Origin of the sequence: Enterobacter sp. BIDMC 29 (genome assembly GCF_019378755.1) — a bacterium.
Classification (GTDB): domain Bacteria; phylum Pseudomonadota; class Gammaproteobacteria; order Enterobacterales; family Enterobacteriaceae; genus Enterobacter; species Enterobacter ludwigii.
Genome location: NZ_CP080000.1, coordinates 2,575,173 through 2,595,199, shown reverse-complemented (window position 1 = coordinate 2,595,199; position 20,027 = coordinate 2,575,173). Strand labels below are relative to the sequence as shown.

The 20,027-nt window shown below is 56.3% G+C and carries 16 protein-coding genes; 9 read left to right on the top strand and 7 right to left on the bottom strand.

Going from position 1 to position 20,027, the window contains the following annotated elements; translation table 11 throughout:
* Positions 1 to 12 precede the first annotated feature (12 nt).
* The 5 genes from bamC to ypfH all read left to right on the top strand — a co-directional run bounded on the left by bamC (position 13) and on the right by ypfH (position 5,601).
* Complete coding sequence (gene bamC / locus JTA15_RS11535) at positions 13 to 1,047, top strand: outer membrane protein assembly factor BamC (RefSeq protein WP_020883067.1); 1,035 nt, start codon at positions 13 to 15, stop codon at positions 1,045 to 1,047.
* A gap of 109 nt (positions 1,048 to 1,156) precedes the next feature.
* The gene (gene purC / locus JTA15_RS11530) at positions 1,157 to 1,870 is read left to right on the top strand and encodes a phosphoribosylaminoimidazolesuccinocarboxamide synthase (protein ID WP_008501631.1); all 714 of its coding nucleotides are present in this window, start codon (positions 1,157 to 1,159) and stop codon (positions 1,868 to 1,870) included.
* A 119-nt stretch (positions 1,871 to 1,989) separates the two neighbouring features.
* On the top strand, positions 1,990 to 2,859 hold the full coding sequence (locus JTA15_RS11525; protein ID WP_020883068.1) for a neutral zinc metallopeptidase: 870 nt from the start codon (positions 1,990 to 1,992) through the stop codon (positions 2,857 to 2,859).
* Positions 2,859 to 4,832 carry a tRNA(Met) cytidine acetyltransferase TmcA gene (locus tag JTA15_RS11520; protein ID WP_219372313.1) on the top strand — a complete coding sequence of 658 codons (1,974 nt, stop codon included), beginning with the start codon at positions 2,859 to 2,861 and terminating at the stop codon, positions 4,830 to 4,832. The genes JTA15_RS11525 and JTA15_RS11520 overlap by 1 nt, the downstream gene beginning before the upstream one ends.
* A gap of 73 nt (positions 4,833 to 4,905) precedes the next feature.
* Entirely contained in the window at positions 4,906 to 5,601 is a 696-nt protein-coding gene (ypfH, locus tag JTA15_RS11515) for an esterase (protein WP_032680517.1), read from the top strand.
* A gap of 36 nt (positions 5,602 to 5,637) precedes the next feature.
* Here ypfH and JTA15_RS11510 read toward each other — a convergent pair whose 3' ends face one another.
* The 3 genes from JTA15_RS11510 to JTA15_RS11500 are packed head-to-tail and all read right to left on the bottom strand — an operon-like array spanning position 5,638 to position 7,348.
* Entirely contained in the window at positions 5,638 to 5,835 is a 198-nt protein-coding gene (locus tag JTA15_RS11510; RefSeq protein ID WP_014171111.1) for a YpfN family protein, read from the bottom strand.
* Between the two features lie 24 nt (positions 5,836 to 5,859).
* Positions 5,860 to 6,987, bottom strand: a complete 1,128-nt coding sequence (gene dapE, locus JTA15_RS11505; RefSeq protein WP_014171110.1) for a succinyl-diaminopimelate desuccinylase — start codon at positions 6,985 to 6,987, stop codon at positions 5,860 to 5,862.
* Positions 6,988 to 6,997: 10 nt separating this feature from the next.
* Positions 6,998 to 7,348: an ArsC family reductase gene (locus JTA15_RS11500; RefSeq protein WP_014171109.1), complete on the bottom strand. Its 351-nt coding sequence runs from the start codon at positions 7,346 to 7,348 to the stop codon at positions 6,998 to 7,000.
* 387 nt (positions 7,349 to 7,735) lie between these two features.
* Here JTA15_RS11500 and ypfM point away from each other — a divergent pair, with 387 nt between their 5' ends.
* Positions 7,736 to 7,795 (top strand): protein YpfM, encoded by a 60-nt coding sequence (ypfM, locus tag JTA15_RS11495; protein WP_015572204.1) that lies wholly within the window; start codon positions 7,736 to 7,738, stop codon positions 7,793 to 7,795.
* A 109-nt stretch (positions 7,796 to 7,904) separates the two neighbouring features.
* Here ypfM and acrD read toward each other — a convergent pair whose 3' ends face one another.
* Positions 7,905 to 11,018: a multidrug efflux RND transporter permease AcrD gene (gene acrD, locus JTA15_RS11490; RefSeq protein WP_014171108.1), complete on the bottom strand. Its 3,114-nt coding sequence runs from the start codon at positions 11,016 to 11,018 to the stop codon at positions 7,905 to 7,907.
* A gap of 142 nt (positions 11,019 to 11,160) precedes the next feature.
* Positions 11,161 to 12,855 carry a nitrate/nitrite two-component system sensor histidine kinase NarQ gene (narQ, locus tag JTA15_RS11485; protein WP_219372312.1) on the bottom strand — a complete coding sequence of 565 codons (1,695 nt, stop codon included), beginning with the start codon at positions 12,853 to 12,855 and terminating at the stop codon, positions 11,161 to 11,163.
* A 152-nt stretch (positions 12,856 to 13,007) separates the two neighbouring features.
* Here narQ and aegA point away from each other — a divergent pair, with 152 nt between their 5' ends.
* The 3 genes from aegA to JTA15_RS11470 all read left to right on the top strand — a co-directional run bounded on the left by aegA (position 13,008) and on the right by JTA15_RS11470 (position 16,794).
* The gene (gene aegA, locus JTA15_RS11480; RefSeq protein ID WP_219372311.1) at positions 13,008 to 14,984 is read left to right on the top strand and encodes a formate-dependent uric acid utilization protein AegA; all 1,977 of its coding nucleotides are present in this window, start codon (positions 13,008 to 13,010) and stop codon (positions 14,982 to 14,984) included.
* Positions 14,985 to 15,051: 67 nt separating this feature from the next.
* The gene (gene nudK / locus JTA15_RS11475) at positions 15,052 to 15,642 is read left to right on the top strand and encodes a GDP-mannose pyrophosphatase NudK (RefSeq protein ID WP_219372310.1); all 591 of its coding nucleotides are present in this window, start codon (positions 15,052 to 15,054) and stop codon (positions 15,640 to 15,642) included.
* Positions 15,643 to 15,750: 108 nt separating this feature from the next.
* A complete protein-coding gene (locus JTA15_RS11470) occupies positions 15,751 to 16,794 on the top strand; it encodes a DUF1176 domain-containing protein (protein WP_219372308.1) in 1,044 nt (347 codons plus the stop codon).
* Here the strand turns inward: JTA15_RS11470 and tkt are convergent.
* Together tkt and tal are read right to left on the bottom strand one after the other, a co-directional pair.
* Complete coding sequence (gene tkt / locus JTA15_RS11465) at positions 16,791 to 18,779, bottom strand: transketolase (protein WP_025203492.1); 1,989 nt, start codon at positions 18,777 to 18,779, stop codon at positions 16,791 to 16,793. The genes JTA15_RS11470 and tkt overlap by 4 nt on opposite strands.
* Positions 18,780 to 18,798: 19 nt before the next feature.
* On the bottom strand, positions 18,799 to 19,749 hold the full coding sequence (gene tal / locus JTA15_RS11460) for a transaldolase (protein WP_014171101.1): 951 nt from the start codon (positions 19,747 to 19,749) through the stop codon (positions 18,799 to 18,801).
* Positions 19,750 to 20,027: the final 278 nt, after the last annotated feature.

Below are 20,027 nucleotides of genomic sequence, written 5' to 3'. Positions count from 1 at the left end.
TAGGGAGATTTGATGGCTTATTCAGTACAGAAGTCGCGCCTGGCGAAGGTTGCGAGTGTTTCGCTTGTTATGCTGCTCGCTGCCTGTAGTTCAGACTCGCGCTACAAGCGCCAGGTGAGCGGTGATGAATCCTATCTGGATGCGACCCCGCTTGCTGAACTTCACGCACCGGCTGGTATGATCCTGCCGATTCAGAACGGCGATTACAATATTCCCGTGACCAACGGCAGCGGCCTGGTCGGTAAAGCGCTCGATATTCGTCCGCCAGCACAGCCTTTGGCGCTGGTGAGCGGGGCGCGTACCCAGTTCACCGGTGATACGGCGTCGCTGCTGGTTGAAAGCGCCCGCGGTACCACCCTGTGGCCGCAGGTTGTGAGCGTCATTCAGGCGAAGAACTACACCATCGATAAACGCGATGATGCCAGCCAGACCTTAACCACCGACTGGATCGAGTGGAACCGTCTGGACGAAGATCAGCAGTACCGTGGGCGTTATCAAGTCTCCGTTAAACCTCAGGGTTATCAGCAGGCGGTTACCGTTAAGCTGTTGAACCTGGAGCAGGCGGGTAAACCGGTTGCGGATGCCGCATCAATGCAGCGTTATAGCACTGAAATGCTGAACGTGATTGCCGCGGGTCTGGATAAGAACGCCAGCGACGCCGCTAACGCAGCGCAGAGCCGCAACGGCGCGACGTTTGACGTTCAGAGCGGTGCGGATGACACCGGTCTGCCAATGCTGGTTGTGCGTGCACCGTTTAACCAGACCTGGCAGCGCCTGCCAGCGACGCTGGAAAAAGTGGGCATGAAAGTGACCGACAGCACCCGTTCAACCGGGAGCATGACGGCAACCTATAAGCCGCTGTCTGACAGTGCATGGCAGGAACTGGGCGCCACCGATCCACAGCTGGCTTCCGGCGACTACAAGATTCAGGTAGGTGACCTCGATAACCGCAGCAGTCTGCAGTTTATCGATCCGAAAGGCCACACGCTGACCCAGTCGCAGAACGATGCGCTGGTGGCCGTCTTCCAGGCTGCATTCAGCAAATAAATACGAGGGCTGGTTAATCCAGCCCTTTTTATTTTCGTGCTACGCAAACGTGTGCGTGGCATAATATCCCCAGTTTTGAACACCAATCATCACACCAGGAGTAATGAAGATGCAGAAGCAAGCTGAGTTGTATCGTGGCAAAGCGAAGACCGTATACAGCACGGAAAACCCGGATCTGTTGGTGCTCGAGTTCCGCAATGATACGTCAGCAGGGGATGGCGCACGCATTGAGCAGTTCGATCGTAAAGGCATGGTGAACAACAAGTTCAACCACTTCATTATGACCAAACTGGCCGAAGCGGGTATCCCGACCCAGATGGAAGCGCTGTTGTCCGATACGGAATGTCTGGTGAAAAAACTGGATATGGTTCCGGTTGAGTGCGTCATTCGTAACCGCGCAGCAGGCTCCCTGGTGAAGCGTCTTGGTATTGAAGAAGGTATTGAGCTGAATCCACCGCTTTTTGACCTGTTCCTGAAAAACGATGCCATGCACGATCCGATGGTCAATGACTCTTATTGCGAAACCTTCGGCTGGGTAAATAAAGAGAACCTGGCGCGCATGAAAGAGCTGACCTACAAAGCCAACGACGTGCTGAAAAAACTGTTTGATGACGCGGGTCTGATCCTCGTCGACTTCAAACTGGAGTTCGGCCTGTTCAAAGGCGAAGTGGTTCTGGGTGATGAGTTCTCTCCGGACGGTAGCCGTCTGTGGGATAAAGAAACGCTGGATAAAATGGACAAAGACCGTTTCCGTCAGAGCCTGGGTGGCCTGATTGAAGCGTACGAAGCGGTTGCTCACCGTTTAGGCGTTAAGCTCGACTAACTCCCTCATCGCCAAAGGATATGTATATCCTTTGGCGTCTTACCCTTGTTTCCTATGGTAATCTTGCCGTTAACCGCCTACGATCATAGCTATTATTAATGGAATAGTTCGAGGTGGTTATGCGCTGGCAAGGGCGTCGTGAAAGTGACAATGTAGAAGACAGGCGCAGCGATAGCGGCGGCGGTCCTTCAATGGGTGGGCCTGGCTTCCGGTTACCCAGCGGAAAGGGCGGGATTATTCTGCTGATTGTGGTACTGGTCGCGGGGTACTACGGTGTCGATCTGACCGGTTTAATGACCGGCCAGCCTCTGCAGCAACAGCAGCATTCTGAGCGTTCAATCAGCCCGAACGAGGATGAAGCGGCCAAATTTACCTCCGTTATTCTCGCCACCACAGAAGAAACCTGGGGTCAGCTGTTCGAGAAAATGGGGCGTACCTATCAGCAACCCAAGCTGGTGATGTACCGTGGCGCCACCCGTACCGGATGCGGCACCGGACAGTCGGTGATGGGGCCGTTCTACTGTCCGGCAGACAGCACCGTCTATATCGATCTCTCTTTCTATGATGACATGAAACGCAAGCTTGGCGCTGACGGCGATTTTGCCCAGGGCTACGTCATTGCGCATGAAGTCGGGCACCATGTGCAAAAACTGCTGGGGATAGAACCCAAAGTACGCCAGCTTCAGCAAAACGCCTCTCAGGCTGAGGTAAACCGTCTTTCCGTACGCATGGAACTGCAGGCGGACTGCTTCGCGGGCGTCTGGGGGCACAACATGCAGCAGCAGGGCGTACTGGAATCCGGTGACCTGGAAGAGGCGCTCAATGCCGCGCAGGCTATCGGTGACGATCGTCTTCAGCAGCAGAGCCAGGGCCGCGTCGTGCCGGACAGCTTTACTCACGGCACGTCACAACAACGATACAGCTGGTTCAAACGCGGTTTCGACAGCGGTGACCCGGCGCAGTGTAATACCTTCGGCAAAGCCATGTAATGGTGGCGTTTGAACATCTGATTCGCGAGCTTGAGCACAAAGGTCATCGTCGGCTGGTGGTGCTGAGCGGCGATGAGCAGTGGACATTCACGCAGGCATCAGCCCTGCGTGATGCCTTGCCCGGAGACTGGCTGTGGCTGGCGGATAACGCGTCCAGAGCTATCAGCGGGCTGCTGGGACGCGAGTTTCGGCACGCAATTTTTGATGCCCGCGCCGGGTTTGACGTCTCAGCCTTTGCGGCCCTGAGCGGGACGTTGCGTGCCGGTAGCCTTCTGGTGCTGCTGGTACCGCCCCCTGACGTGTGGGCGGAACAACCTGATAGCGATTCACTGCGCTGGAGTGACAGCGCCGAACCCATCGCCACGCCAAATTTTATTCACCACTTTTGCCGGACGATTGCCGAGGATCCCGAGGCGATAGTCTGGCTTCAGCACCAGCCTTTATCGCTTCCTGCACGATCCGACGCCCCTGACTGGCAGCCTGCCAGCGGTGCGCCGCAGCGCGAGCAGGCTGAGATCCTGGCAGCACTCCTGGCCATGAAACGCGGCGTTGTGGCCGTTACGGCCCCGCGCGGACGCGGGAAGTCTGCGCTGGCGGGCATGCTGTTGAGCCGCACGCAGGGCAGTGCCATTGTCACCGCGCCATCAAAAGGTGCGACGGAGGTTATCGCCCGTTTTGCCGGCGAACGTTTTCACTTTATGGCCCCGGACGCGCTGCTGGCCTCTGAAGAGCAGGCCGACTGGCTGATTGTCGACGAAGCCGCTGCCATCCCCGGACCGCTGCTTGAAAAGCTGGTCGACCGTTTCCCGTGCGTCCTGCTGACCACAACGGTGCAGGGTTACGAAGGAACTGGAAGAGGCTTTCTGCTTAAGTTCTGTAGCCGGTTCAGCGGGTTGCAGCGGTATACCTTATCAACCCCGGTACGCTGGGCTGCAGGATGTCCTCTTGAGCGGGTCGTCGCCAGCGCACTGCTGTTTGACGATACGCTTATCGATCGCAGCCCAACAGGCGCCATACAGTTGACCTCTCTGGCTCCGGAAGCATGGGCGAGCAACCCGGCGCTGGCGGCGAGTGTGTATGAGCTGCTTTGTGCGGCACATTATCGCACCTCACCGCTTGATTTACGCCGCATGATGGACGCGCCCGGCCAGCACTTCGCCGTCGCCCAAACGGACTCTGTCATTGCCGGGGCGCTCTGGCTGGTGGAAGAGGGGGGATTAACGGCGCAGCTCAGCCGTGCCGTCTGGGCGGGGTTCCGCCGTCCTCGCGGGAACCTGGTGGCGCAGTCCCTTGCCGCGCATGGCGGCTCCCCGCTGGCGGCAACGCTCAAAGGCCGACGGGTGACCCGAATAGCGGTACATCCTCGTCGTCAACGGGAAGGCATCGGACAGGCGCTGATCCGCAACGCAAGCGGCGAGGATTACCTGTCGGTGAGCTTTGGCTATACCGATGAACTGTGGCGTTTCTGGCAGCGATGCGGCTTTGTGCTGGTGCGCATGGGCAGCCATCGCGAAGCCAGCAGCGGCTGTTATACCGCAATGGCCTTGCTGCCGCTCAGCGACGCGGGGCGACAGCTGTGTGAGCAGGCGCATCAGCGACTGCGCCGCGATGCGCGCGTGTTATCGGCCCTGAACGGTGAAAAGATCCCGGTGGACGATGGCTGGGAGGCTACCCTTAATAGTGACGACTGGCTGGAGCTGGCGGGCTTTGCCTTTGCCCACCGCGCGTTTTCTACCTCCGTCGCGGCGTTAACGCGGTTGCTGCTAAGCGTGGACATGCCGCTGCCCGCCCTGCGCGGGAAAGTGGAGGCGAGAAGTGATGACGCCCGGCTCAGCGCTGAACTGCTTCTTTCGGGGCGAAAAGCGTTACTGGCCAGGCTTCGCAGTGAAACGGCGCAAGCGCTTGAAAGCCTTGAATCTGCACGCTGTCAGCAGCTGAAAGACGACATTTTGCAATGGCAATTTTTTCAATGACTTCTTCAGTAAAGTGGCATGGTCATTCCTCCTGAGAGGCGTAGAATCCAGGCCATCAAATAAGGAGACCGCCATGAAACACGATCATTTTGTTGTTCAAAGCCCTGATAAACCGGCTAAACAGTTACTGCTTCTGTTTCATGGTGTTGGCGATAACGCCGTCAATATGGGCCAGATTGGCAGCTGGTTTGCCCCGGTATTTCCGCAGGCGCTGATTGTCAGTATTGGCGGAGTGGAGCCGTGTGGTCCGAACGGACGGCAGTGGTTCTCCGTTCAGGGCGTTACGGAAGAGAACCGCCAGGCACGTATTGACGCCGTCATGCCTGTCTTTATCGACACCGTGCGTTACTGGCAGCAGCAGAGCGGCGTTGGTGCCGATGCGACCGCGCTGATTGGCTTTTCGCAGGGGTCTATCATGTCCCTGGAGAGCGTAAAAGCGCAGCCAGGTCTGGTGTCGCGTGTGATTGCTTTTAACGGTCGCTTTGCGACGTTACCGCAACGCGCGACGACGCAGACCACGATCCATCTGATCCACGGTGGTGAAGACCGTGTGATTGAACTTTCGCATGCAGTTGCCGCGCAGGAAGCACTGATCCGCGAAGGCGGGGATGTGACGCTGGATATTGTAGACGATCTGGGGCACGCGATTGATGACCGCAGCATGCAGTTTGCGCTCGATCATCTGCGTTATACCGTACCGAAGCACTACTTTGATGAAGCGCTCAGCGGCGGCAAGCCAAATGACGATGATATCGTCGAGTTTATGTGATGTAGCCCCCTCTCCCACAGGAGAGGGGACAGAGAATCACTTCTTCTGGTCTTTCTTCGGCCAGTCGTCATCATCGTCCCACTTATCGTTAAAATCACGATGCGGTGGAAGATCCGGTTTGTTGGCGAGAAACTTTTTGTGATCAACGCGCTTAAGATCTTTAATGACGTTAAGTAACACGCCGACCAGAAACACTAACACCAGAATCCACCAGTACTTTGAAAGCCAGTCCATTCGCTATTCCTCTCAGAGCGTTCGTCAGGCGACGAGTTGCTCCATAATTCGTTGATACATACGGGCCAGCAGCTGCAAATCAGCAGCATTCACACATTCATTTATTTTATGAATGGTTGCGTTCACCGGCCCCAGTTCGACAACCTGGGCCCCCATCCGGGCAATAAAGCGTCCGTCTGAGGTGCCACCTGTCGTCAGCAGTTGTGGCTTAATTTCATTATAGTGCTCGATGGCGTTCACTACCGCATCCACCAGTTTGCCGCGCTGGGTCAGGAACGGCTGGCCGGAAAGCCACCAGTCCACGGTGTAACGCAGATTATATTTTTCCAGCAGCGCGATAACGCGCGCTTTGATCATCTCATCGGTCAGTTCAGTGCTGAAGCGGAAGTTAAACTGGACAAAGAAATCACCCGGGATCACGTTGTTGCTGCCGGTACCGGCCTTCAGGTTTGCAATCTGCATGCTGGTCGGCGGGAAGAACTCATTGCCTTTGTCCCACTCGATGGTCACCAGTTCATTCAGCATCGGTGCCGCGCGATGGACCGGGTTATCGGCCAGGTGTGGATAGGCAACGTGCCCCTGAACGCCATGAAGGGTCAAATTGCAGGTCAGCGAACCACGGCGACCATTTTTGACGACGTCTCCCACCACTTCCGTACTGGACGGCTCGCCGACCAGGCAGTAGTCGAGACGCTCATTGCGGGCCATCAGCGCCTCAACGACCTTCACGGTGCCGTTATGGGCGCTGGCTTCTTCGTCAGAGGTGATCAGAAACGCGAGGCGGTTTCTGTGGTTCGGATGTTGGGCAACGAAGCGCTCTGCCGCCACGACCATCGCCGCCAGCGAGCCTTTCATGTCTGCCGCACCGCGCCCGAACAACATGCCATCGCGGATGGTCGGTTCAAACGGCGGGTTGATCCAGCGATCCGCATCACCTGCGGGAACGACGTCGGTATGTCCGGCAAAGGCCAGCGTTTCGCCCTGACCGCGCCACGCCCAGAAGTTCTGGGTGTCGCCAACGTCCATGCGTTCAACGGTGAAACCGATGGCACGCAGGCGCTCAATCATTAATGCCTGACAACCTGCGTCGTCCGGGCTAAGGGAGGGACGGCGAATAAGCTGCTGAGTCAGCTCAATGACCGGGCATGACATAAACTACACCTCAACGAAAAAAGTCGGAATAAAGGGTTTCACTGAAACCCAGCAGCATAGGCTGCCCGGGCGCGCAGAGCAATGGGCGTTTGATGATTGCCGGCATTTCGAGCATCAGTTTGGCGGCACTGTCGGCGTCGTTGATGCCAGCCCGGACGGCTTCATCCAGTTTACGCCAGGTGGTACCACGGGTATTCAGCAGCGCCTCCCAACCCAGTTCCTTGATAGCGGTATGCAGAAATTCTGCATCAAGCCCGTCAACGCGATAGTCATGGAAACGGTACTCCACGTTGTTCGCTTCCAGCCAGCGGCGTGCTTTTTTGATGGTGTCGCAATTTTTAATGCCGTACATCACAACCATGGTGAATCCTTTTGTTCTTATGATGATTAAATGTTCAGTAATTTCGAAGATATATCCTTAAGTGGAATATAACACATTCAGGAATTGTCTTGATTTACACTTCTTCTTAATTCAACTCACAACTGTACGCTGAATATTCTTTCATCATTTAAGCATAGATGTCCATAAGACCGAAAATGCTAATGAACTCAGGCGGTAATTTAAATCTCACCTGCCTGTATGGTTATTTCAAAATATTGCTGAGCGTCACACAAAATTTAAGGCCCTGCGTTCATATTTATCATAAATCCCTGACAGTAGCGGGGTACAATCACAGCGATAGGTTAGACGGTCTTCACAATGATGATACGTTTTCGTAGAATGCGCATAATAATAAGAGAGGTAGTTATGATTGAACGTGAACTGGGGAACTGGAAAGATTTTATCGAAGGCATGCTTCGTAAATGACATTCAGTAAGAATTGCAAGAGCACTTAAATAAGTAAAATAACCATAGTGTGAATTAATCACACACCCTAAAAGGCGGCCCTGAGAGCCGCCTTTTTTATTACGCACTGTTATTCAGGACGTTCCTTCAGCGGGAAGCGGCGACGCACCAGCACAAAGAACAGTGGCACAAAATAAATGGCCAGGACGGTTGCCGAAATCATGCCTCCCATCACCCCTGTACCTACCGCATGCTGGCTGCTGGAGCCCGCACCGGTGCTGGTTGCCATCGGTAATACCCCAAAGACAAATGCCAGCGACGTCATCAGGATCGGACGCAAGCGCTGACGGCAGGCGTGCAGTGTGGCCGCCATCAGCTCGTGGCCTTTGGCATTCATCTCGTTGGCAAACTCAACAATCAGGATCGCGTTTTTCGCCGACAGGCCGATCACGGTGAGCAGCCCTACCTGGAAGTACACATCATTCTCCAGACCGCGCATCCAGGTCGCCAGCAGCGCACCGATGACGCCAAGCGGCACCACCAGCATGACCGAGAACGGAACGGACCAGCTTTCATACAGCGCGGCAAGACAGAGGAAGACCACCAGCAGGGAAAGCGCGTAAAGCGCAGGCGCCTGTGCCCCGGAGAGCCGCTCCTGATAAGACATCGCCGTCCACTCCAGCCCAAACCCGGCAGGCAGCTGTTGCACCAGTTTCTCCATGGTGTCCATGGCGGTACCGGTACTGACGCCCGGCGCGGCTTCACCGACGATTTCTACCGCCGAATAGCCGTTATAGCGTTCCAGACGCGGCGAACCACTCTCCCAGTGCGACGAGGCGAACGCCGAGAACGGCACCATCCCGCCAGCATTATTACGAACAAACCAGCGGTTAATATCATTCGGCAACATACGGAACGGCGCGGCGGACTGGACATACACTTTTTTCACACGCCCACGATCCATAAAGTCATTCACATAGCTTGAGCCCCAGGCCGTCTGCAGGGTGTCGTTAATGTCGTCGATGGAAACACCCAGAGCCTGCGCCTTACGCTGATCAATATCCACCTGCAGCTGCGGGCTGTCATCCAGGCCGTTATGACGAACGCGGGTCAGGTCAGCGTCTTTGCCCGCCAGCGCTAACAGCTTATCGCGCGCCGCCATCAGCGCCGTGTGGCCTGCACCGGCGTGATCCTGCAGCTCCATGTCAAACCCGGCAGAACTGCCCAGCCCGCTAATGGCCGGTGGGCTGCTGGCAAAGACGCGCGCTTCGTTGATCTTCGTAAACGCGTGGGTGGCGCGTTCAATGATGGCCGACGCGGTCCCCGTTTTTGTGTCGCGCTCGTCCCAGTCCTTCAGGCGTACAAACATACGGGCAACGTTCTGCCCGTTACCACCCGGGCCAGAGCCCACGGTGGAGAAGACCGACACCACATTATCTTTCTCCTGGGTGAAGAAGTACTGTTCGACTTTTTCGACCACTTTCAGCGTCTGCTGCTGCGTCGCGCCGCTCGGAAGTTGCACGGAGGTGGTGAACATTCCCCGGTCCTCCATTGGCAGAAACGAGGTAGGCAGATGCAGGAATAGCCAGACCATTCCACCCAGCAGCACTACGTAAATCAGCATCCAGCGCAGGCTGCGGTGCAGCACTTTACCGACAGCGGATTCATAGCGCGCGGCATTGCGGTTAAACATGCGGTTAAACCAGCCGAAGAACCCTTTCTGACCATGCTGCTCGCCTTTGTGCAAAGGCTTAAGAAGGGTAGAGCAGAGCGCAGGGGTCAGGATCAGCGCCACCAGTACCGAAAGCACCATTGCCGAGACGATGGTTATCGAGAACTGGCGGTAAATAGCACCGGTTGTGCCGCCAAAGAAGGCCATCGGGATAAAGACCGCCGAAAGCACCATGGCGATGCCGACTAACGCGCCCTGTATTTGCCCCATCGATTTACGCGTGGCCTGGCGCGGGGAAAGGCCTTCCTCGCTCATGATGCGCTCGACGTTTTCAACCACCACGATGGCGTCATCCACCAGAAGGCCAATTGCCAGCACCATTGCAAACATCGTCAGCGTGTTGATGCTGTAGCCAAACGCGTAAAGCACCGCGAAGGTGCCCAGCAGGACCACGGGGACGGCTATGGTCGGGATCAGCGTCGCCCGGAAGTTTTGCAGGAACAGGTACATGACCAGGAAGACCAGCGCGATGGCTTCCAGCAGGGTCTTCACCACATCCTCAATCGACGCTTTAACGAAGGAGGTGGTTTCGTAGGCGACTTTGTATTCAAGGCCGTGAGGGAAATAGTTCGACAGCTCGTCCAGTCGGTCTAACACCAGTTTCGCCGTCGCCATTTCATTTGCGCCGGAGGCCAGTTTAATCCCCAGGCCGGAGGCGGGATTACCGTTAAAGCGGCTCAGGTAGTCGTACTTTTCCGCGCCCATTTCCACCGTAGCGACATCGCCCAGCCGCACTTCTGAACCGTCCTGATTCACGCGCAGGGTGATGTTGCGGAACTGTTCCGGAGTCTGAAGCAGCGATTGCGAGTTAATGGTGGCATTCAGGGCTTGTTTTTCGACGGAAGGCGTTCCTCCCAGCTGCCCTACGGCAATCTGGGCGTTCTGCGATTTGATGGCGTCCGTCACGTCAGTCGCCGTCATCTGGAAGCTGTTCAGCTTGTCAGGATCGAGCCAGATGCGCATTGAATATTGTGACCCGTAGGCGTCGATATCCCCTACGCCGTTAATACGGCTGAGCGGGTCCTGAATGTTACTGGCAACGTAGTCCGCAATATCCTGCTTATCCATGGAACCATCGGTGGAGACAAACGCGATGGTCAAAATATTGGTATCCCCCGTTTTACGTACGGTAACGCCCTGATTCTGCACTGCCTGCGGCAGTTTTCGCATGGCTGACTGCAGCTGGTTTTGTACCTGCTGCACCGCTTCGTCCGGGTCAGTCCCGGCCGTAAAGCTCAGGGTCACCGTCGCCTGGCCCGTGGCGCTGCTTTGTGAGGACATGTACATCAGGTTATCCAGACCCGTCATGTTCTGCTCGATAACCTGCGTCACGGTATTTTCCAGCGTCTGTGCCGAGGCGCCGGGATAGTTTGCTGTGACACGCACGTTAGGAGGTGCCAGATCGGGGTATTGCTCAACGGGAAGTGAAGTAATGGCCAGGACACCTGTCAGACACAACAGAATGGCAAGTACCCAGGCAAAAATGGGGCGATCGATGAAAAAATTCGCCATGAAAAATTGACCTCGTTTTGCTGCACGTCATTATTGTTTATTGCCCGCACCACTTTAGCGGCAAGACGAAGACCAAACGTGGAGAAATAAAGGAGATAATGTAAATTATCATGCGCGTTTCTCTGCGCTGCCCCCTTTACGGTTATTTACCTGTTAACGCCAGCGACGAAGGGAATGTCACGCTCACCTGCGTTCCCCCATTTTGTGGCTGCGAAAAGTGCAGGGTACCGCCGAGCCGTTCCGCGCGTTCACGCATTATATTCAGCCCGTAATGTCCCGGCGGCTCGCTGGCTTCGCCAATCCCGATGCCATTGTCGCGAATGCTCACGCTGTGCGTGCCGTCCACGGCGGTGATACAGCTTACGGTGATCTCGCTGGCCTGCGCGTGCTTGATTGCGTTCAACACCGCTTCACGCACGATCTGCAGCAGATGCACCTGCTTTTGTGCGTCAAGGGCCAGCGAGGAGAGGCGACAGTCAAGATGCAGCTTTGCCTGCGTCTGGCTCTGCAGGCCGTCGAGTGACTCCTGAAGGGCTGCCGGCAGGTTAGCGTGGTTGAGCGTCAGGCGGAAGGTGGTGAGCAGCTCGCGAAGCTGATGCCAGGCATTGTTAAGCTCGCGGGAAAAGTCGGTGATGATGGTCTGCGCCGGGGCATTCTCTTGCGGTACGGCACGCTTAAGCAGCGCAAGCTGGATCCGCAGATACGACAACACCTGCGCGAGGGAATCATGCAGTTCGCGGGCAATCGTCGCGCGCTCCTCCATCAGCAGCAACTGCTGGTAATGCTTTTGCGCCTGGTTGAAGTAAAGCCCGCGCCCGAGCATTGTCGCCACGCTTCTCATCAGCGGAAGCGGGACGCTGTCCGTCTCGCTCTGCCAGCGCAGCTCGCCGTAGAGCGTGTCCTGCATCAGCACCGGCAGGTTTTGCAGCGGCATGTCGGCTGCCTCACTCCCTTCACACAGACGCCAGTCGTCGCTGGTCCGTAACTCCAGATAATTCATCCGGGTGTATTCATGGACGATTTGCAATATATGCCGGAAACAGTGGCTGTCTATCTGTCCGGTGTTGAGCGCCTGCGAACATTTGAACAGCATTTCGAGCTGCTGATGCGCCTCGTTCAGGTGCCGGGTCTTTTCCGCAACCGAATCTTCAAGCGAGCGATAGAGGGTGTGTAACTCCGCCGACATATGGTTAAAGGCGCGGGACAGCTGACCGAGTTCATTCGGCAAAGCGGTATCCGGTGCCGGGGTATCAAATTGCCCCCGTTCAACGCGTTCGCTTGCGGCGACCAGATTGTTGAGCGGCAAGACCACCTGGCGACGGATGCCTCGCAGGGTAAACACCGTCAGCAGCAGGATCCCCAGCGCGCCAGCCAGAGAGAGCAGGGTCACCGTCTGAATTTTATGTTCGGTATAGTGCTGAAGGGCGAGCACAAAGGCATCAATACGGCCAACAAAATCTTCGATATGGGTTTGATACCACGCGAGATCGCCGCGGGCGATGTGCGTATCCATCTCCTGCCAGGCCAGATGCAGCTGCTGGTAGCGCTGTATGACATCGTCCGGCACGTACCAGCGGTTCAGCTTTTGTAGTGCAGGTGCGCTCAGGGTGTGTTGCCAGTGTTGGCGATGCTGTGTCAGGGAAGGGCTGTTGCGCTGCATCTCATAGCCCAGCCGGTAACTCTGCATACGCAGTGAACCCGCAATATTGATGGCTTCGGCGTCACGCTGGCTGCTGGCAAGCGTCAGCAGCGCGACGGTGCTGGTCAGAACGGATAACACAATCATCGAAAAGAAAGCCCAGGCCAGGCTTGCGGAAACAGGGCGTTTAACGGTCACAGAACGGCTTCCTGAATAAAATTGATCTGCCACAGGTTCACTGGAAATAGTTTGGCATTCCGGGCAATTGAACATTGCCTGACGACGCTGTGATGAGTAAATACCATATTCATACAAAGAATAAGGTTATTGAACCAAAAACAGGTGTCGTTATGAATCGTTTTATTATGGCTAACAGCCAGCAATGTATTGGGTGCCACGCCTGCGAAGTTGCCTGCGTAATGGCGCATAATGATGAGCAACATGTCCTGAGCGAGCGCCATTTCCATCCCCGTATTACGGTCCTTAACTCTGGCGCGCAGAACAGCCCCGTCACCTGTCACCACTGTGAAAATGCCCCGTGTGCACTCAGTTGCCCGAACGGCGCCATCAGCAAACGCGATGACAGCGTACAGGTGAATCAACAAAAATGCATCGGTTGTAAAGCCTGCGTGGTTGCCTGTCCCTTCGGCACAATGGAGATTATCGTTACGCCACTCGACAACGGCAGTGCAAAAGCCTCGGCGTATAAATGCGATCTCTGCCTGACCCGCCCGCAGGGCCCGGCCTGTATCGAAAATTGCCCGGCAGATATGCTGACGCTGGCGACGCCAGACGTGCTGGATAACCTGGCAAAATCGCGCCGTCAGCGCACCGCCAGGCTGGAGGCGCAGCCCTGGCACAGTGAGGCAGTCAGCGAGGAGACGGCACCCACCAAACTGCAGCAGATGCACAGCACACCGCCACGCGGCGAACCCGACAAACTGGCTGCCGAAGAGCGGGTTGGCCATTTCAATGAAATATACCTGCCGTTTCGGACCGAACAGGCCAGACGCGAGGCATCGCGCTGCCTGAAATGCGGAGAGCACAGCATATGTGAATGGACCTGCCCGCTGCACAACCACATTCCGCAGTGGATTGAACGGATTAACGCCGGTGACATCCTCGGCGCGGTCGAACTTTCTCATCAGACCAACTGTTTACCTGAAATTACCGGCCGGGTCTGCCCGCAGGACAGGTTATGTGAAGGTGCCTGCACCGTGCGCGATGCGTCAGGGTCGGTGACCATTGGCAACCTCGAGCGCTACATCTCGGACCAGGCGCTGGCGTTGGGCTGGCGACCGGATATGTCTGGCGTTTCTTCGGTGGGAAAACGCGTCGCGATTATCGGCGCGGGGCCTGCCGGACTGGCATGCGCGGATGTGCTGGTGCGCAGCGGAGTGAGCGTGACGGTCTATGACAGGCATCCCGAAATCGGCGGCTTGCTGACCTTCGGCATTCCGGCCTTTAAGCTGGATAAATCCCTGCTCGCACGACGCAGAGAGATTTTTACTGCGATGGGGGTTCACTTCGAGCTGAACTGCGACGTGGGCAGCGATGTGTCGTTGTCTCAGTTGCAAACAGATTACGACGCCCTGTTCATTGGCGTGGGAACCTATCGTTCGATGAAAGCAGGCATCCCCCATGAAGATGCGCCGGGCGTCTACGATGCGCTGCCGTTCCTGGTGGGGAACACGCGCCACGTCATGGGGCTGGACGCGACGGCCAACGAACCGTTTATCGACACCCGTGGACTCAATGTGGTGGTGCTGGGCGGGGGCGATACCGCAATGGACTGCGTGCGCACCGCGTTACGTCACGGCGCGGCAAAAGTCACCTGCGCCTATCGCCGGGATGAAGCCAATATGCCGGGCTCGAAAAAAGAGGTGAAGAATGCGAAAGAAGAGGGAGCCGCATTTGAATTTAACGTCCAGCCCGTTGAATTGACCCTTGCTGCTGACGGCAAGGTTAACGGCATCCGGATGCTGCGCACCCGGATGGGAGAGCCGGATGCGCAGGGGCGTCGTCGACCCGTCCCGGTGGAGGGCAGCGAGTTTGTCATGCCGGCCGATGCGGTGATTATGGCTTTTGGTTTTAACCCACATGCCATGCCCTGGCTGGAGAGTCAGGGCGTCAACACCGATGACTGGGGGCGAATCATTGCCTCGGTGGAAAGCCGCTATCGTTACCAGACGTCTAACCCGCAAATTTTCGCCGGCGGTGATGCGGTGCGCGGCGCTGATCTGGTGGTGACGGCGATGGCGGAAGGGCGTCATGCGGCGCGGGGGATCCTCGACTGGCTTGAGGTCAGTGTGCCGAAAATGCACTAAACCAGGCGGGCGACAAAGCGGGTTTCACGGCGTACTATAGGAAGACTCATTGTGTCGTGGAGCCCGTATGACCCTGAAAATTGACGTTATCAAAGACAAAATCCTTTCTGAAAACTACTTTGTCCTGCGTAACATCACTTACGATTTAACCCGTAATAACGGTGAAGTGATCCGCCATAAACGCGAGGTCTATGACCGCGGCAATGGCGCCACCATTTTGCTCTATAACCGTGAAAAGCAGAGTGTGGTGCTGATCCGTCAGTTCAGGGTAGCAACATGGGTCAATGGCAACCCTGACGGAAGGTTGATTGAAACCTGTGCGGGCCTGCTTGATGACGACGAGCCGGAAGTGTGCATCCGCAAAGAGGCCGTCGAAGAGACTGGCTTTGAAGTGGGAGAGGTCAAAAAGGTCTTCGAGCTGTTTATGTCGCCTGGCGGCGTGACGGAAATCGTCCATTTCTTCATCGCGGAATACAGCGATGCGCAGCGTACTCACCGCGGCGGTGGCGTGGAAGATGAAGATATTGAAGTGCTGGAGTTGCCGTTTTCCCGGGCGCTGGAGATGATGCATGCCGGGGAAATCAGGGATGGTAAAGCTGTGATATTACTACAGTATCTTCAAACGACCGGGCTGATGAACTCCTCTTTCGAACGGTGATAGATTGTATTTCGGATAAATCTATCCGATAAATCCGATTGAGCAACCCGGGCGGGAACACGAAGATACAGCCCAGTTAAGCGTTTTCGTTCCGGGATTGTGCCATTCATGCGCTATTGCGTCTCTCTTCTCTGCCTGTTTTGCGTGCTCACCTCCTCGCAGGTGTGGGCTGCGCCTGCCCAGCAATTATTTTCTGACTGGCAGGTGACCTGCAATAACCAGAATTTTTGCCTCGCACGCAATACCGGTGAACACCGGGGGCTGGTCATGACGCTCAGCCGCAGTGCCGGCGCGAAAACCGACGCTACGCTGCGTATCGATCTCGGCGGCCTTGCTGACCCTGCAGTGAAAGAAGCGGATATTGCGCCACGGTTGTTGCTGGATAAGGTTCCTCTCAAGCTGGATCGGCAGCACTGGCAGTTAACCCCGTGGCATCTGAAAAGTGATGATGCCGCCACCATCACGGCGTTTCTGAAAAATATCCAGGAAGGAAAAGCCCTGACCTTGCGCGGTGGTGACCAGGTTATCTCTCTGAACGGCCTGAAAGCCGCGCTGTTGTTTATTGACGCGCAGCAGAAACGTGTCGGGAGTGAAACGGCCTGGATAAAAAAAGGTGACGATCCGCCGTTAAGCGTGCCGCCTGCACCCGCCTTAAAAAAGGTGGCGGTAGTCAATCCGACGCCGACGCCGCTCTCCCACGCCGAATTGAACGACCTGCTGGATTATGGCACCTGGCGGATGAACAACAGCCAGTGCTCGCTCGATCCTAACCGCCGTGAAGTGCGCGTCACCGCGTTAACCGATGAAAAAGCATTGCTGATTATTAGCTGTGAGGCGGGGGCGTATAACACGGTCGATCTGGCCTGGCTGGTATCGCGCAAAAAGCCGTTTTCTTCCCGCAATGTAAGGCTGCGTCTGCCTTTCACCCCTGCAGACGATAGCAGTGAAATCGAATTGATGAATACCCGCTTTGATGAGAAAACGCGCGAGCTGACTACGCTCGCGCTGGGGCGCGGTATTGGCGATTGTGGGGTCCAGACGCGCTGGCGTTTTGACGGCCAGCGTTTCCGCCTGGTGCGTTATGCAGAAGAGCCCAGCTGCGATAACTGGAATGGGCCAGATGCCTGGCCCACGTTGTGGATCACGCGCTAAATTACGCTCAGCGCCTTCTCAACCACATTCTCAACGGTAAAGCCAAAATACGGGAACAGCTTGTCGGCAGGCGCCGACTCGCCGTACCCACGCATCCCGACGATGGCACCCTTGAGCCCGACATATTTGTACCAGTAGTCGGCGATACCCGCCTCGACGGCCACACGGGCTGCGACGTTAGAGGGCAGGACCGATTCACGGTAGGCCTCATCCTGAGCATCAAAAATGTCGGTGGACGGCAGGGATACCACGCGTACCGCATGACCTTCGGCGGTCAGTTTTTCCGCGGCCTTCACGGTAATTTCCACCTCAGAACCGGTAGCAATCAGGATGACATCCGGTTTGCCGCCGCTGTCTTTCAGGATGTACCCGCCGCGGGCGATATTTTTTACCTGCTCCGGCGTGCGTTCAATCTGGGCCAGGTTTTGCCGCGACAGAATTAATGCCGTTGGCCCCGTGTGGCGCTCAACCGCCAGCTTCCAGCCAACCGCCGCTTCGACCTGATCGCACGGACGCCAGGTGCTGAAGTTTGGCGTCAAACGCAGGCTCGCCAGCTGCTCAACGGCCTGGTGCGTGGGACCGTCTTCACCCAGACCAATCGAATCGTGGGTGTAGACCATGATCTGCCGCGCTTTCATTAATGCCGCCATACGCGCCGCGTTACGGGCATACTCAACGAACATCAGGAAGGTAGCAGTGTAGGGCACAAACCCGCCGTGATGGGCGATGCCATTGGCAATGGCGGTCATCCCGAACTCACGCACCCCGTAGTGGATATAGTTCCCGGCAATATCCTCTTTCAGCGATTTTGAGCCAGACCAGATGGTCAGGTTACTTGGAGCCAGATCCGCGGAGCCGCCCAGCAGTTCAGGCAGGAGGGGGCCGATGGCGTTCAGGGTGTTTTGCGAGGCCTTACGGGTGGCAATTTTCGCCGGGTTAGACTGCAGATTTTCAATCAGCGCCTGGGTTTTCGCATCCCAGTCCTCCGGCAGGCCACCGCTCATGCGACGCGAGAATTCAGCGGCCAGTTCCGGGTGGGCTTTTTGATAGGCAGCAAATTTTTCATTCCACGCGTGCTGGGCTTTTTCACCCTCTTCGCGGGCGTCCCACTCGCGGTAGATCTCTTTCGGGATCTCAAACGGTGGGTATTTCCAGCCCAGTTTCTGCCGGGTCAGCGCCACTTCTTCTTCACCCAGCGCCGCGCCGTGGGCTTCCTCTTTACCCGCTTTGTTCGGTGAGCCGAAACCGATGGTGGTGCGACAGATGATCAGGGATGGTTTGTCCTTCACGCTTTGCGCTTCCTGAATCGCTTTTTTCACCGCTTCTGGGTCGTGGCCGTCAATTTCATGCACTACGTGCCAGTGGTAGGCCTCAAATCGTTTTGCCGTGTCGTCGGTAAACCAGCCTTTGGTCTCCCCGTCGATGGAGATACCGTTGTGATCGTAAAATCCGATCAGCTTGCCCAGCCCCAGCGTGCCCGCCAGCGAACAGACTTCGTGAGAAATCCCCTCCATCAGACAGCCGTCACCCATAAACACATAAGTGTAGTGATCGACAATCTCGTGGTCTGGCTGGTTAAACTGCGCCGCCAGCGTGCGTTCGGCTATCGCCAGCCCGACCGCGTTGGCTAACCCCTGGCCGAGCGGCCCGGTGGTGGTCTCCACACCCGGCGTATAGCCTATCTCCGGGTGGCCCGGCGTTTTTGAGTGCAGCTGGCGGAAGTTTTTTAACTCGGATAGCGGCAGGTCGTAGCCGGAAAGGTGCAGCAGGCTGTAGAGCAGCATGGAGGCGTGGCCGTTAGAGAGAATAAAACGGTCACGATCGTACCAGCTGGGGTCGTTCGGGTTGTGCTTCAGGAAATCATTCCACAGCACTTCGGCAATGTCAGCCATGCCCATGGGGGCGCCAGGGTGGCCGGAATTGGCTTTCTGCACGGCATCCATACTGAGGGCGCGAATGGCATTGGCTAGCTCTTTACGGGACATAATTCACTCCGTGGCAAGGTTAAAGTTTGGCGGCAAGAAGATCTTCAAGTTTGCGCTGGTCGACGGCGAACAGGCGGATGCCTTCCGCCAGTTTTTCGACGGCCATTGCGTCCTGATTGTGCTCCCAGCGGAATTCCGCTTCGGTCATGGCTTTAGGTTTGGGGAGAACGGTTGATGTGGGCACCAGTTTGCGGATAACCGTCTCCTCTTTGTCCTGCAGCTCTTTAAGCAGGTTAGGGGAGATGGTCAGGCGGTCACAGCCTGCCAGGGCGAGGATCTGCTCGGTACGGCGGAAGCTGGCGCCCATCACGATGGTTTCGTAGCGGTGCTGTTTGTAATAGTCGTAGATATTACGCACCGATTTCACGCCCGGGTCCTCATCCACCACGTACGGATCCATCGGCTGTTTAGCCTGATACCAGTCATAGATTCGCCCGACGAACGGAGACACCAGGAAGACGCCGGCTTCGGCACAGGCGCGCGCCTGCGCAAAGGAGAACAGCAGCGTCAGATTGCAATGGATCCCCTCTTTTTCCAGAACTTCCGCCGCGCGGATCCCTTCCCAGGTTGAGGCCAGTTTAATCAGAATGCGCGATTTATCGATGCCCTGCTCCTGGTAGAGCTCAACCAGGCGGCGGGCTTTCGTGATGCTCTTCTCCTGATCAAAGGAGAGACGGGCGTCAACTTCGGTAGAGACGCGTCCCGGGATACTTTTCAGAATTTCCGCACCGAAATTAACGGCCAGCTTGTCGCTCGCTTCGGCGACCTGCTGCTCCTGTGTTTTACCGCGCTGTTTACCGTAGTCGATAGCGTCATCAATCAGATGACTAAAATGAGCAAGACCGGCCGCTTTGAGCAGCAGCGAAGGGTTAGTGGTCGCATCTTCGGGCTGATAGTGGCGAATCGACTCGATATCACCGCTGTCGGCGACCACGGTAGTGAATTGTTTGATGCCGTCTAGTTGGTTCATAAATAATTACTCCTTGGAAATAAAAGAGTTACTCGAGTGCGTTAGTTCACACTTCTGCGAAAATCATGATGGACTTAACAAAAAAGCATAGCAGACGGGGGAGGCATTGCTTTCTGAGACGGGTAACATGGTTGTTATAAATTGATAACAATTTTTATTCTGCAATGGTGAGAGTTTGGCAGCCTTCAAAGTTTATGTGGCTGCCTGCGGCGATACTAGGCGGCACACCAGGGTGTGCTTCAGGATCGCAAACGTCACCCTTTTGACCGATACGTGAA

What these genes read in the sequence shown, in the direction of transcription:
- bamC (WP_020883067.1), top strand. Translation starts at nt 13, where the DNA reads ATGGCTTATTCAGTACAGAAGTCGCGCCTGGCGAAGGTTGCGAGTGTT.
- purC (WP_008501631.1), top strand. Translation starts at nt 1,157, where the DNA reads ATGCAGAAGCAAGCTGAGTTGTATCGTGGCAAAGCGAAGACCGTATAC.
- JTA15_RS11525 (WP_020883068.1), top strand. Translation starts at nt 1,990, where the DNA reads ATGCGCTGGCAAGGGCGTCGTGAAAGTGACAATGTAGAAGACAGGCGC.
- JTA15_RS11520 (WP_219372313.1), top strand. Translation starts at nt 2,859, where the DNA reads ATGGTGGCGTTTGAACATCTGATTCGCGAGCTTGAGCACAAAGGTCAT.
- ypfH (WP_032680517.1), top strand. Translation starts at nt 4,906, where the DNA reads ATGAAACACGATCATTTTGTTGTTCAAAGCCCTGATAAACCGGCTAAA.
- JTA15_RS11510 (WP_014171111.1), bottom strand. Translation starts at nt 5,835, where the DNA reads ATGGACTGGCTTTCAAAGTACTGGTGGATTCTGGTGTTAGTGTTTCTG.
- dapE (WP_014171110.1), bottom strand. Translation starts at nt 6,987, where the DNA reads ATGTCATGCCCGGTCATTGAGCTGACTCAGCAGCTTATTCGCCGTCCC.
- JTA15_RS11500 (WP_014171109.1), bottom strand. Translation starts at nt 7,348, where the DNA reads ATGGTTGTGATGTACGGCATTAAAAATTGCGACACCATCAAAAAAGCA.
- acrD (WP_014171108.1), bottom strand. Translation starts at nt 11,018, where the DNA reads ATGGCGAATTTTTTCATCGATCGCCCCATTTTTGCCTGGGTACTTGCC.
- aegA (WP_219372311.1), top strand. Translation starts at nt 13,008, where the DNA reads ATGAATCGTTTTATTATGGCTAACAGCCAGCAATGTATTGGGTGCCAC.
- nudK (WP_219372310.1), top strand. Translation starts at nt 15,052, where the DNA reads ATGACCCTGAAAATTGACGTTATCAAAGACAAAATCCTTTCTGAAAAC.
- JTA15_RS11470 (WP_219372308.1), top strand. Translation starts at nt 15,751, where the DNA reads ATGCGCTATTGCGTCTCTCTTCTCTGCCTGTTTTGCGTGCTCACCTCC.
- tkt (WP_025203492.1), bottom strand. Translation starts at nt 18,779, where the DNA reads ATGTCCCGTAAAGAGCTAGCCAATGCCATTCGCGCCCTCAGTATGGAT.
- tal (WP_014171101.1), bottom strand. Translation starts at nt 19,749, where the DNA reads ATGAACCAACTAGACGGCATCAAACAATTCACTACCGTGGTCGCCGAC.